9 protein-coding genes are annotated in these 13,563 nt (G+C 73.6%); 7 read left to right on the forward strand and 2 right to left on the reverse strand.

From position 1 onward, the window contains the following. Window positions 1-58: 58 nt before the first annotated feature. On the reverse strand, window positions 59-478 hold the full coding sequence (locus tag L615_RS05015; RefSeq protein ID WP_145724324.1) for a VOC family protein: 420 nt from the start codon (window positions 476-478) through the stop codon (window positions 59-61). 72 nt (window positions 479-550) lie between these two features. Between L615_RS05015 and L615_RS05020 the strand changes: the two genes are divergently transcribed. Then, window positions 551-2,593 carry an NAD(+) synthase gene (locus L615_RS05020; protein WP_028656325.1) on the forward strand — a complete coding sequence of 681 codons (2,043 nt, stop codon included), beginning with the start codon at window positions 551-553 and terminating at the stop codon, window positions 2,591-2,593. Between the two features lie 83 nt (window positions 2,594-2,676). Here L615_RS05020 and L615_RS05025 read toward each other — a convergent pair whose 3' ends face one another. Then, window positions 2,677-3,438, reverse strand: coding sequence for a hypothetical protein (locus tag L615_RS05025; protein ID WP_028656326.1), 762 nt, complete (start codon window positions 3,436-3,438; stop codon window positions 2,677-2,679). Window positions 3,439-3,624: 186 nt separating this feature from the next. Here L615_RS05025 and L615_RS05030 point away from each other — a divergent pair, with 186 nt between their 5' ends. The 6 genes from L615_RS05030 (at window position 3,625) to L615_RS05055 (ending at window position 13,535) form a co-directional block, all read left to right on the forward strand. Then, window positions 3,625-4,965 carry a glutamine synthetase family protein gene (locus tag L615_RS05030; protein ID WP_028656327.1) on the forward strand — a complete coding sequence of 447 codons (1,341 nt, stop codon included), beginning with the start codon at window positions 3,625-3,627 and terminating at the stop codon, window positions 4,963-4,965. 35 nt (window positions 4,966-5,000) lie between these two features. Further along, window positions 5,001-7,919 carry a bifunctional [glutamine synthetase] adenylyltransferase/[glutamine synthetase]-adenylyl-L-tyrosine phosphorylase gene (locus L615_RS05035; RefSeq protein ID WP_145724325.1) on the forward strand — a complete coding sequence of 973 codons (2,919 nt, stop codon included), beginning with the start codon at window positions 5,001-5,003 and terminating at the stop codon, window positions 7,917-7,919. Between the two features lie 559 nt (window positions 7,920-8,478). Further along, on the forward strand, window positions 8,479-10,542 hold the full coding sequence (locus L615_RS05040; RefSeq protein WP_145724326.1) for an ABC transporter permease: 2,064 nt from the start codon (window positions 8,479-8,481) through the stop codon (window positions 10,540-10,542). Between the two features lie 82 nt (window positions 10,543-10,624). Continuing rightward, window positions 10,625-11,662 (forward strand): iron ABC transporter permease, encoded by a 1,038-nt coding sequence (locus L615_RS05045; RefSeq protein ID WP_036519124.1) that lies wholly within the window; start codon window positions 10,625-10,627, stop codon window positions 11,660-11,662. Continuing rightward, complete coding sequence (locus L615_RS05050) at window positions 11,659-12,726, forward strand: iron chelate uptake ABC transporter family permease subunit (protein WP_222430447.1); 1,068 nt, start codon at window positions 11,659-11,661, stop codon at window positions 12,724-12,726. Before L615_RS05045 ends, L615_RS05050 begins: the two co-directional genes overlap by 4 nt. Next, entirely contained in the window at window positions 12,726-13,535 is an 810-nt protein-coding gene (locus tag L615_RS05055) for an ABC transporter ATP-binding protein (RefSeq protein ID WP_028657018.1), read from the forward strand. Before L615_RS05050 ends, L615_RS05055 begins: the two co-directional genes overlap by 1 nt. Window positions 13,536-13,563: the final 28 nt, after the last annotated feature.

Below are 13,563 nucleotides of genomic sequence, written 5' to 3' on the forward strand. Positions count from 1 at the left end.
GGACGTGCAGAACGACGCCTCGCACCTCCACCACCGGCGGGTGGGCTCGGCGGTGGGGTCAACTGCTGGCGGCGGGGGACGCGGCGTCGGCGGCGGCCTCGAGGTCGCGCACGACGAGGCGGCGCATCCCCAGCATCGCCCGGGTCGCCGCCTCCCGGCGAGCCCGGTCCGGGTCCGTGACCAGCTCGTAGAGGCCGCAGGCGGACTCCTCGCCGCCGTCGACCAGGGAGTCCCAGTAGTAGTCGACCTCGGTCTGGTCGGCGCAGGTCACCGCGAAGGAGACCGCCTCGGAGAAGCGGAGGTCCGGGCCGCCGTTGATGGCGCGGAAGGTGAGCCCGTCGAGCGTGAACTCGCCGACCAGCGGGGTCAGGTGACCGATCGAGGAGCTCGGGAAGATCGAGGTGTAGAACCGGACTGCCTCCTCCAGCTGGTCGTCGAACCAGAGGCAGGGCTGGATCCGGGTGCTCACGATGCTCATGCCGGGGGAGACCGGGCCCGGGCGCCGTACTCATCGCGCAGCCCGCCGGCGACCGGTCCCTAGACTCCGGTCGTGGACTTCTACTCCGCCTACGCCCACGGCTTCGCCCGCGTCGCGGCGGTGACCTTGCCGGTCGCCATCGCCGACCCCGCCACCAACGCCGCCCGCACCCTCGAGCAGGCGCGCGCCTGCCACGACGACGGCGTCGCGGTCGCGGTCTTCCCGGAGCTGGGCCTGACCGGGTACGCCGTCGACGACCTCTTCCTCCAGGACACGCTGCTCGAGGCGGTGCAGGCCGCCCTCGGCGAGCTGGTCGAGGCCTCGCGCGAGCTGCGGCCGGTGCTCGTGGTCGGCGCGCCGCTGCGCAAGGGCAACCGGGTGTTCAACTGCGGCGTCGTCATCCACCGCGGGTCGGTGCTCGGCGTCGCGCCGAAGTCCTTCCTGCCGACCTACCGCGAGTTCTACGAGGCGCGCTGGTTCGCCTCCGGCGAGGACCAGCGTGGGGAGCGGATCGTCGTCGGCGGCGCCGAGGTGCCCTTCGGCCCGGACCTGCTGTTCCGTGCCGCCGACCTGCCGGGGCTGACGCTGCACGTCGAGATCTGCGAGGACATGTGGGTGCCGGTCCCGCCGAGCGCCCACGCCGCGCTCGCCGGCGCGACCGTGCTGGCCAACCTGTCCGGCAGCCCGATCACCGTCGCCCGCGCCGAGGACCGCCACCTGCTGGCCCGCAGCGCGAGCGCGCGCTGCAACGCGGCCTACGTGTACGCCGCTGCCGGGCAGGGCGAGTCGACCACGGACCTGTCCTGGGACGGGCAGACGATGGTCTACGAGATGGGTGACCTGCTCGGCGAGAGCGAGCGCTTCCCGGACGGGCCGCGCCGCACGGTCGTCGACGTCGACCTCGACCGGCTGCGCCAGGAGCGGATGCGCCAGGGCACCTTCGACGACAACCGGCGCGCGGCCGGCATCGCCGAGGGTGACTTCGACGTCGTCGAGTTCGACCTCGAGCCGCCGACAGGCGACATCGGGCTGCGGCGCAAGATCGACCGCTACCCGTTCGTGCCCGACGACCCGGCCCGGCTCGCCCAGGACTGCTACGAGGCCTACAACATCCAGGTCTCCGGGCTGGAGCAGCGGCTCGCCGCGATCGGGCAGCCGAAGGTCGTCATCGGCGTCAGCGGTGGACTGGACTCCACGCACGCCCTGATCGTCGCGGCGAAGGCGATGGACCGGCTCGGCCGCCCGCGCAGCGACATCCACGCCTTCACCATGCCGGGGTTCGCGACCGGCGAGACCACGAAGTCCTACGCCACCCGGCTCTCGCAGGCGCTCGGCTGCACCTTCGAGGAGCTCGACATCCGCCCGGCCGCGCGGACCATGCTCGAGGGCCTCGGGCACCCGTTCTCCGGCGGCGAGCCGGTCTACGACGTCACCTTCGAGAACGTGCAGGCCGGCCTGCGCACCGACTACCTGTTCCGGCTGGCCAACCACCGCGGCGGCATCGTGCTCGGCACCGGTGACCTGTCCGAGCTGGCGCTGGGCTGGTGCACCTACGGCGTGGGCGACCAGATGTCGCACTACAACGTCAACGCCGGCGTGCCGAAGACGCTGATCCAGCACCTGATCCGGTGGGTCATCGACTCCGACCAGCTGCACGACGGGCACTACGACGACGATGCGGACAAGGTGCTGCAGGAGATCCTCGACCAGGAGATCACCCCCGAGCTGATCCCCGGCGGCGAGCAGCGGACCGAGGACTCCGTCGGCCCCTACGCCCTGCAGGACTTCACGCTGCACCACGTCATCCGCCGCGGCTACCGACCCAGCAAGATCGCCTTCCTCGCCTGGCACGCGTGGCGGGACGCGGAGACGGGGGAATGGCCCCCGGGTTTCCCGGAGGAGCGGCGCTCGTCGTACGACCTCGCGACGATCCGGCGGTGGCTCGAGGTGTTCGTGCGGCGCTTCTTCAGCAGCCAGTTCAAGCGGTCGGCGCTGCCGAACGGGCCGAAGGTCAGCCCCGGCGGCACCATGTCACCGCGCGGCGACTGGCGGATGCCGTCGGACGCCAGTGCGGCCGCCTGGCTGGCCGAGCTGGCCAACGTGCCGGAGGCCTGAGCTCGCCCTGCCCGGGGACCCGCAGCAGCGCCGGCCCGACCGCGGGTGCGGCCGGACCGACGCCGGCGGGGTCCCTCGACCGGTCAGCCGAGCGGCGTCGCGGTGAGCGTCGCCTCGGACACCTTGATCTCGCCGGAGCGGGCCGTGCCCTGCTGCCCGTCGTAGCCGAACGCCAGCAGGCCGACCCGGGTCGGCGCGTCCAGCGTGATCACGGTCGAGCCGCTGACCGAGATGTGCCGGTCGGCCGCCGTGGGCATCAGTGCGTTGGGGCTGATCGAGCCCTCGCCGTTCTGCCACTGGAAGGCGCCGTCGCCGCTCTTGTCGAGCCACAGCGACAGCTGCGGGTAGACGTCGACGTCCGGGTCCTGTGCTGCCACGTCGCTGAGGAACGCGCCGTCGACCGTGACCAGGTAGGTGCCGGCCGGCAGCTCGAAGCCCAGGTCGAGGTCGGTGTTGTTGGCGTTGATCGGGCCGCCGATCTTGTCCACGACCACGGGCGCGTCGAGCGTGGCGACCTCGACGCCGGTGACGCCCTCGGGCACAGCCGGGGCGGCGCCGGTGAGCGCGTCCTTCGCAGCCTGGCTCAGGTCGGCCAGCCGGACGGCGCCGTCCTTGATGTCGGCGCTGGTGACGGAGCCGTTGCGGAGGTCGGCGCCGGTGATGCTGCCGTCGCGGACGTCGCCCCCCACGAGCGAGCCGTCCTTGACGTCGATGCTGCGGATCGTGCCGTTCTGGATCTGCGCGGAGGTGATGAGCTTCGCCGCGGTGGCGCCGGTGGCGCCCAGGGTGACCAGGATCGCGCTGCCGACGGCAACGGCAGCGACCCGGCTCGAGAAGTTGGACATCGTCGTCCCCTTCGATGGTGGTGTCGGGACCTCGCTCGGCCGGGTCCCCGGCCGGGGCCCACGGGGGCCCGGGAGGTCGGTCGCGGGAGCAACCGGGCACCACCGTCGCCGCAGGGTCCGACACAAATCGGCGCCACGGGGGAATCCCGCGTCCACGCCGCTGCGGCTGCCCCCTAGGCTGCAGCCATGGGCAAGCAGGAAGACTTCGTTCTCCGGGCGCTCGAGGAGCGTGACGTCCGGTTCGTGCGGCTGTGGTTCACCGACGTGCTCGGGTTCCTGAAGTCGGTCGCGGTGGCGCCCGCCGAGCTCGAGGGCGCCTTCTCCGAGGGCATCGGCTTCGACGGCTCCGCCATCGAGGGCTTCGCCCGCGTCTACGAGGCCGACATGCTCGCCCTCCCGGACCCCACGACCTTCCAGATCCTGCCGTGGCGCAGCGCCGAGGGACCGGCCACCGCCCGCATGTTCTGCGACATCGTGATGCCGGACGGATCGGCGTCGTACGCCGACCCGCGCAACGTCCTCAAGCGCACCCTCGGCAAGGCGGCGGAGCAGGGCTTCACGTTCTACACGCACCCCGAGATCGAGTTCTACCTGTTCAAGGACGAGCCGCAGCCCGGCCAGGAGCCGGTGCCCATGGACCGCAGCGGATACTTCGACCACGCGGCGCACTCGCACGGCTCGGACTTCCGCCGCGAGGCGATCACCATGCTCGAGGCGATGGGCATCTCGGTGGAGTTCAGCCACCACGAGGCCGGCCCGGGCCAGCAGGAGATCGACCTGCGCTACGCCGACGCGCTGACCACGGCCGACAACATCATGACCTTCCGCACGGTCATCCGCGAGGTCGCGCTGAGCCAGGGCCTGTGGGCGACCTTCATGCCGAAGCCGTTCACGACCCACCCCGGGTCGGGCATGCACACGCACCTCTCGCTCTTCGAGGGCGACCAGAATGCCTTCTACGAGGCCGGCGCCGAGTACCAGCTGTCGAAGACCGGCCGCCAGTTCATCGCGGGCATCCTCAGGCACGCCAGCGAGATCAGCGTCGTCACCAACCAGTGGGTCAACTCCTACAAGCGGATGATGTTCGGCGGCGAGGCGCCGTCGTACATCTGCTGGGGCCACAACAACCGCTCGGCGATGGTGCGGGTGCCGATGTACAAGCCGATGAAGGGCCAGTCCACGCGCGTCGAGCTGCGCACGATCGACTCCGCCTGCAACCCCTACCTCGCGTACGCCGCGGTGCTGGCCGCGGGCCTCAAGGGCATCGAGGAGGGCTACGAGCTGCCCCGCGAGGCCGAGGACGACGTGTGGGCACTCACCGAGCGCGAGCGCCGCAGCCTCGGCATCGAGCCGCTGCCGCGCAACCTCAACGAGGCCATCGGCATCGCCGAGCACTCCGAGCTGCTCGCCGAGACGCTGGGGGAGCAGGTCTTCGACTTCTTCCTCCGCAACAAGCGGGCCGAGTGGGACGAGTACCGCGGACAGGTCTCCGTCTTCGAGCGCGACAGCATGTTGCCTGTCCTGTGAGATGACCCGGGCCAGCCGATGAACGGCGCCAGCCGATGAACCGCGCCAGCCAGCGCACCGAGCTGCTGCGGCTCGGCTTCGTCGACCTCGACCGGGCGCAGGAGCACCTGGCCGAGCTCGGCGCGATCGGCGTCGACCTGCTGGCCTACCTCGGGCGCACGGCCGACCCGGACGCCGCACTGCACGGCCTGTGCCGGCTGGTGGACGCGGCCGAGGACGCCGAGGACCTGCTGGCCGCCCTCGCCGACGACGAGGGCACCGCGATGCGGCTGCTCGGCGTGCTTGGTGCCAGCGCGGCGCTCGCCGACCACCTGGCCACCCACCCGGAGCACTGGCGGGAGCTGACCGACTCGCGGCTCGGGTGCACGCGCCCGGCCGCCTGGGCGATGCGGGCCGGGCTGCTCGAGGCGGTCGCCGGCGAGCCCGACCGCGAGGCCGTCGACGCCCTGCGGGTCGAGTACCGCCGCCAGCTGCTCCGCCTCGCGGCGCGCGACCTGACCCACCACCTCGGTGTCGACGACGCCGCTGCCGAGCTCTCCGACCTGGCCGGCGGCGTCCTCGAGGCCGCGCTGGCCGTGGCCCGCGCCCGGCTCGGCGAGGCCGCCGACGACACCCGCCTGGCGGTCATCGCGATGGGCAAGTGCGGCGGCCACGAGCTCAACTACGTCTCCGACGTCGACGTGGTCTTCGTGCATGAGGGCGACGAGCGGGTGGCCGCCCGGCTGGCGGCGCAGCTGATGCAGGTCTGCTCCGACCACACCGCCGAGGGCACGATCTGGCCGGTCGACGCCAACCTGCGGCCCGAGGGCAAGAACGGTCCGCTCAGCCGCACGCTGGCCAGCCACCAGGGCTACTACGAGCGCTGGGCGGAGATGTGGGAGTTCCAGGCGCTGCTCAAGGCGCGGCCCGTCGCCGGGGACCTCGAGCTCGGCCAGGCCTTCGTCGACATGGTCAGCCCGATGGTCTGGTCGGCCGCCGACCGCGAGGGCTTCGTCGAGGCGGCCCGCGCGATGCGGCGCCGGGTGCTCGACCACATCCCGGCCCGCGAGGCCGACCGCCAGCTCAAGCTCGGCGCCGGCGGCCTGCGGGACGTCGAGTTCGCCGTCCAGCTCCTGCAGCTGGTGCACGGACGCGCCGACGAGCGGATCCGCCCGCCCACGACGCTCAGCGCGCTGGCCCGGCTCACCGAGGGCGGGTACGTCGGTCGCGAGGACGGCGAGTCCCTGCACCGCGCCTACGCCTTCCTGCGCACCCTCGAGCACCGCATCCAGCTCCACCGGCTGCAGCGCACGCACGTCGTACCCTCCGACGACGCGGCGCTGCGCCGCCTGGGCCGCAGCCTCGGCTTCCTCAAGGAGTCGGAGAAGCGGCTCGACGAGACCTGGCAGGGCCACCGCCGTGAGGTGAGCCGCCTGCACCAGAAGATCTTCTACCGGCCGCTGCTCAGCGCCGTCGCGCGGATGGGCGCCGACGAGGTGCGCCTCTCCCCGGAGGCTGCCGGCGCCCGGCTCGCCGCGCTCGGGTACGCCGACCCGCAGGCCGCGCTGCGCAACCTGCAGGCGCTGACCACGGGCGTCAGCCGGACGGCCGCGATCCAGCGCACGCTGCTGCCCGCGATGCTGCAGTGGTTCGCCGAGGCCCCCGACCCCGACGGGGGCCTGTTCGGCTTCCGGCGGATCAGCGAGGTCCTGGGCAGCACGCCGTGGTACCTCTCCACGCTGCGCGACGAGGGGGAGGTCGCCGAGCGGCTCGCCCACCTGCTCGCGACCTCGCGCTACTGCACCGACCTCCTCGAGCGCGAGCCTGCCGGGGTCAAGCTGCTCGCCGGCGACCTCGCCCCGCTGACGGCCGAGGCGATGACCGAGGAGATGCTCGCGACCGGCCGCCGCCAGGAAGGGTTGGAGAAGGGCGTCCGCGCGGTGCGTGCCGTCCGGCGCCGCGAGCTGCTGCGGATCGCGGCCGCCGACGTGCTCGGCCTGATCGACGTCGCCGACGTCGGCTTCGCGCTCACCCGGCTCACCGACGCCACCCTCGCGGCGACCCTCGAGGGCACGATCGAGGCGACGGCCCGCACCCGCGGGCTCGACGAGCCGCCGACCCGGATGGCGATCGTCGCGATGGGCCGGTACGGCGGCTTCGAGCTCTCCTACGGCAGCGACGCCGACGTGCTCTTCGTCCACGAGCCGGTCGAGGGCGTCGACAGCCACGAGGCCGCCACCTTCGCCCGCGTCGTCGCCGAGGAGGTGCGTCGCGTGCTCGGTGCCCCCGGCCCGGACCCGGCGCTCGTGGTCGACGCCGACCTGCGTCCGGAGGGTCGGCAGGGCCCGCTGGTGCGCACCCTCGACGCCTACGCCGCCTACTACGCCAAGTGGTCGCACGTGTGGGAGGCACAGGCCCTGCTCCGCGCCGACGCCGTCGTCGGTGACCCCGGCCTGCGGGAGCGGTTCACCGCCATGGTCGACCCGCTGCGCTACCCGCAGGGCGGGCTGTCGGCGGATGACATCGTCGAGGTGCGCCGGATCAAGGCGCGCGTGGACAAGGAGCGGCTGCCGCGCGGCGCCGACCCCGCGCTGCACCTCAAGCTCGGCCGCGGGGGACTGGCCGACATCGAGTGGACCATCCAGCTGCTGCAGCTGCGGCACGGCGCCGAGGTCCCCGGGCTGCGCACCGCCCAGACCCTCGCCGCGCTCGAGGCGGCGGCCGAGGCGGACCTCATCACCCGCGAGGACGCCCAGACCCTCGCCACCTCCTGGCGGATGGTCACCCGCGTGCGCAACGCGATGCTCCTGGCCCGCGGCCGGGGCAGCGACCAGTTCCCGCGCGGCACCCTCGAGCGCCGGTCGGTCGCCGGGATCCTCGGCTACCAGACCGACGAGACCGACCGCCTGCTCGACGACTACCTCCGCACCACCCGCCACGCCCGCGCCGTCGTCGACCGGGTGTTCTGGGAGTAGCGCGAGCGCGTCGCCTCCTCGCGCCCGGTCGAGGGCCGACGAGCGCCAGCGAGGAGCGAGCCCCGGTGGTTGAGGTGCGACGAGCGCCAGCGAGGAGCCTCGAAACCTCCGGGCCTGTCGGGCGGACTGTGGTGAGCCAGTCCGGTGCACCATGGCCGGTGGTTTCGAGGCTCGGCGCTGGGGCGCCTCGCACCTCAACCGCCGGCGGAGGGCTCGGCGCTGGGGCGCCTCGCACCTCAACCGCCGGCGGAGGGCTCGGCGCTGGGGCGCCTCGCACCTCAACCACCGGCGGCGGGCGGGGCGACGCGGCTCGGGCAGAAAAATGGCGCCGGGCCGCGACCTCTGGGGGGGTCGGTCGCGGCCCGACGCGCCCATCATGGCACATCAATGGTTCTCAAGGACCGCATAGGCGCGGAGTTTCCACGATCGTCGCCGTCCCGCAACCGGGCATGCGTTCGTGGGTTCCCGGCACGCCGGCGGGGGTGGCGGGTGTGATCCCGGTCGCCCCGATTGACGGACGCCTGTTCAGGTACCTGTTACTCGAAGTAGCGTCGAGATCGTGAGGTGCTCCCCGATGATCGTGCTCGCCGAGGAAGCGCCGCCGGCAGGTGGCGCGGCGCTCGACCAGGTCCTGCTCGCGTTCGTGGCGTTCGCCGCGATCTACGTCCCGCTCGGCATCTTCCTGCTGCGCGAGCGGGACGGGAAGCCGACCCTGATCGGGCGGCTCGCCGACCGGGTCTCGGCCGTCGACGGCCTGCCACGGTGGGCCGGGCTGCCCAGCTACCTGGCCCTGCTGTCGCTGGTGGCGTGCGGGTTCGGCGTCTACTGGGACGTCCCGATCCACATGCAGGACGGCCGCGACGAGGGGCCGCTGGCCAACCCGTCGCACTTCCCGATCATGTTCGGGATCTTCTTCTTCCTCGCCGCCGGCGTCATCTCGGCGGCGCTCGCCAAGGACCCGCTGCCGCGTCGTACCGTCCGGCTCACGCCGAGGTGGCGGGTCCCGATGGGCACCCTGGTGCTGCTCGGCGCCGGGATGATCGCCGCGGCCGGCTTCCCGGCCGACGACGTCTGGCACCGCCTCTTCGGCCAGGACGTCACCGAGTGGGGGCCGACCCACGTGATGATGATCGGCGGCGCGGTGACCTGCATCCTCGCGGTCCCCCTGCTGCTCGCCGAGGCCGCGCAGCTCGGCCAGCCGCCCGCGCGGCGCTGGACCCSCCTCGGTGGGCTCGCCACGGGAGGCCTGCGGCTGTTCGGGCGGGTCCTGCCGCCGGTACGGCGCGAGGCGCCCGCCGCGGTGCTGGCGGACCGCTCGGCGTGGGCGACCCGGCTGTGGATGACGATCGTGATCGGCCACTGCATCATCCCGGTCGCCTTCCTGATGGAGTTCGACCTCGGCGTCCCGCAGTTCCCCGCCGCGACGCTGTTCATCATCTCCGGCTTCCTCGCCGGCTGGATCTTCACCGCGGGCCGGCTCTTCTTCGGCCCCGGCGGCGCGCTGGTCACCTGGCTGGCCTACACCGGCCTGCGCCTGTCGATCTACCTGATCACCTTGCCGATCCCGGACATCCACCGCGCGCACTGGCTGCTCCTCCTCGGCCCCGCGCTGTGCATCGAGCTGCTCGCGCTGGTCGTCCGCAACCGCGGGCCGCTCTTCGCCGCGGGCGCCGGCCTGCTGGCCGGATCGGTCGGGCTGGCGACCGAGTGGTGGTGGATGGACGTCTTCCTGCCCTACCCGCTGCCACCGGAGACCGCCCAGATGCCGCTGATGCTCGGTGTGGGTGCGATCGCTGCCGCCGGTGGTGGTCTGCTCGGCTGGTCGTTCGCCCGGCACCTGGAGCGGATCGCCGACCTGCCGGAGGCCTCCGCGCCGCGTCGTGACGGCCTGGCGGTGCGCGGCCGCTGGGTGGGTACGGCGGGCACGCTGGCCTTCATCGTGCTGATGGCCGTCTTCGCCCCACCCACCAGCGCGGGCGAGGTGGAGGTCGTCAAGGACTGCGTCGGCGAGGACTGCCGCACGACGTACGAGCCGGTCGACGGCACCGGCGTGATCATGGGGCGGGTGTCCTACGACGAGGACTGCATCGGCGCCGACGGCTGCGAGGCCGTGGTCACGGTGCGCACCGACCCGGTGGACGCCGCCGACGACGCCGTGTGGGTCTCGGCGCTGGCCTACCAGGGTCGGCAGGACGCCTCCGAGGAGGTCCCGGGCGACGGCATGATCAGCGTCGCGATGGAGCCGACCGGAACGGCGGGGGAGTTCCGTTCGAGCCGTGCCCTCCCGCTGCACGGCAGCTGGAAGACCCTGGTCCGGCTGCACCTGGCGCCGACGACGATGGTCTCGCTGCCGCTGCACATGCCCGCCGACCCGGCCATCGACGGCCCCGCCTCCGGGCTGGTCCGTGTCGACGACGCCACGGAGGCGGCCTTCGTGCACGAGCCGTTCATGCTGCAGCGCGAGCGCAAGCCGGACGTGCCCGCCTGGCTGTGGACCGTGATGTACGGCGTCGTGATCGCCTCGTGGCTCGTGCTGCTCGCGTTCTACGGCTGGCTCTACAGCGCCGCGGCCCGCGCCTCCGGCAGCGACCGGACCCGGCGGCAGGGTGCGCCTGCGTCGTAGCGCGCGTCACGCGGGGGCGGTACGGGGCGGTCCAGGGGCGGCCGGAGTCGTGCGCACGAGGCTCCGTGTGGATACTTAGGTTATGCAAACCTTGGAGGCCGCGGCTGCGCTGGCGCCGGAGCGCGTGGCCGCGTCCTCCGGTCGCGGGGCGCGGGTCGCGGTGCTCGCCGGGGCCACGGCCCTGGTCCTCCTCGGGATCGTGCTCAGCATCGCCCTGGGGGTGCGCGAGGTCGCGATCGGCGAGGCCTGGCGCGCGCTGACCGACCCGGTGGCCGGCAACGTCGACCACGGCGTCATCCGCGGCCAGCGCGTGCCGCGCACCGTCATCGCGCTGCTCGCCGGCGTCGCCCTCGCGCTGGCCGGGGTGCTGGCGCAGGGCGTCACCCGCAACCCGCTGGCCGACCCCGGCCTGCTCGGTCTCAACGCCGGGGCGTCGCTCGGGATCGTGGTCGCCGCCACCGCCTTCGGCGTGCTCTCCCCGCTGGGCGCGATCTGGTTCGCGTTCGCCGGCGCCGCCGTCGCCGCGGTCGTCGTCTTCGCCGTCGGCCACGGCCGTCCGGTGCAGCTCGCCCTCGCCGGCGCCACGGTCACCGCGCTGATCAGCCCGATCACCACGCTGGTCCTCTTCCGCGACGTCGACGCGGTCAACTCGCTGCGCTACTGGGCGGTCGGCGCGCTGACCGGCCGCGACGCCGACGCGGTCTCGGTGCTCTGGCCCTTCGTCGTCTTCGGCGCGGTCCTCGCGTTCTTCCTCGCGCACCGCCTCAACGGGCTGGCCCTCGGCGACGACGTCGCGTCGGCCCTCGGCCAGGGCGTGGGCACGACCCGCGCCCTCGCGGCCGTCGCGATCATCTGCCTGGCCGGCGCGGCCACGGCCCTCGCCGGCCCGATCGCGCTGGTCGGCCTGGCCGTGCCGCACGCTGCCCGGCGCCTGGTCGGCACCGACTACCGCTGGGTCGTCCCGCTGTGCGCGCTGCTCGGGCCGGTGATGCTGATGGCCGCCGACATCATCGGCCGGCTGGTGAAGTCCGACGAGCTGGAGGCCGGCGTGGTCGCCGCGATCATCGGCGCGCCGGTCCTCATCGCCGTGGCCCGCGGCCGGCGGGTGGCCGGGCTGTGAGCGCCGTCGACGTGCCGGCCCCGGGCACGAGCACCGACGCCCTCCGGGTGATCACCGGACTGCGCCGCCGCAGCCGGCTCCGCGTCGCCCTCGTCGTCGCCGTCGCAGCGGCCGCGTGCCTCGCGCTGCTGCTGATGACCTTCGGCCTCGGCGCCGCCGGGGTCCCGCCCGAGCGGTCCCTGCCGGCCCTGTTCGGGGTGGGGGACAGGTTCGACCTGCTCGTCGTGCGGGAGCTGCGGCTGCCGCGCGGGCTGGCGGCGATGGTCGCCGGCCTCGCCTTCGGCCTCGCTGGCGCGCTCTTCCAGTCGACGCTGCGCAACAACCTGGCGAGCCCGGACATCCTCGGCATCTCCGGCGGCGCCTCGCTGGGCGCCGTCACCGCGGTCGTCGGGTACGGCGCCTCCGGCACCACCGTCAACCTCGCCGCCGGCGCGGGGGCCCTCGCGGCCGCGGTTGCGATCTGGGTGCTGGCCTGGCGCAACGGCCTGCACGGCATCCGGTTCGTCCTGGTCGGGGTCGGCATCGCCTACCTCTGCACCTCCCTGATCTCGTGGCGGCTGGCCGAGGCGGAGCTCCGCGAGGCCGGCACCGTGCTGCTCTGGACGGTCGGCAGCGTCGCCGACGTGCGCGACGGCGCCCTCGGCGCGCTGGTGGCCGGCGTGTCCGTGCTGGTCCTGCTCACGCTCCCCGTCGCGCGCGAGCAGCGCGCCCTGGCGCTCGGCGACGAGCACGCCCAGGGCCTCGGGCTGGGCCCGAACCGGTCGCGCGTCGTGGCGCTGCTGATCGGCGTCGGCCTGGTCGCCCTCGCGACCGCCGTGGCCGGCCCGGTGGCCTTCGTCGCGCTGATCTCGCCGGCCATCGCCCGCCGGCTGGTCGACGACGGCGGCCCGGCCCTCGCCGCCTCGGCGGCCATCGGTGCCGCGCTGACCATGGGCGCCGACGTCATCGGGCAGTACGGCCTGCCCGCCGGCCTCACCGCCCCGGTCGGCATCGTCACCGGCCTGGTCGGTGCGCCCTACCTCTTGTGGCTGCTCGCCCGCAGCGAACGAAAGGCACGCCCCTGATGAGCACCTCCATCACCGCCGAGGGCATCACGCTCGGCTACCGCGGCGCCCCCGTCATCGAGGGCCTGCACCTCGAGCTGCCGCCGGGCAAGGTGACCGCCATCGTCGGCCCCAACGCGTGCGGCAAGTCCACCCTGCTGCGGGGCCTCGCCCGGCTGCACCCGATCTCCGCCGGCCGGGTGCGCATCAACGGCAAGGACGCCAGCAGCCTCTCTCGCCGCGAGCTCGCCCGCACCATCGGCGTGCTGCCGCAGACCTCGATCGCGCCCGACGGCGTCCGCGTCGCCGAGCTCGTGGGGCGTGGCCGGTTCCCGCACCAGGGCTGGTTCGGCCGCCACACCAGCCAGGACGACCGCGTCGTGCTCCGCTCGCTCGAGGCCACCGGCGTCGCCGACCTGGCCGAGCGACGGCTCGACGAGCTCTCGGGTGGGCAGCGCCAGCGGGTCTGGATCGCCATGGTGCTGGCCCAGGAGACCGACGCCGTGCTGCTCGACGAGCCGACGACGTACCTCGACGTCACCCACCAGCTCGAGCTCCTCGACCTCCTCGACGACCTCAACGCCCAGCGCGGCACGACCGTCGTGATGGTGCTGCACGAGCTCAACCACGCGGCGCGCTACGCCGACCACATGGTCGTGATGTCCGGGGGCCGGATCGCGGGCCAGGGGGCGCCGGCGGACGTGCTGACCGCCGAGTCGGTGCGCTCGGCCTTCGGCCTCGACGCGGAGGTGGTCCCGGACCCGGTGACCGGGGGACCGCTGGTCGTGCCCAGGGGGCGGACCCGCCTCGGTGTGACCGCAGGCATTTAGGGTAGCCTCACCTCATCTGAAGAACTGC

It is taken from the genome of Nocardioides sp. J9, from assembly GCF_007829375.1.
GTDB lineage: Bacteria > Actinomycetota > Actinomycetes > Propionibacteriales > Nocardioidaceae > Nocardioides.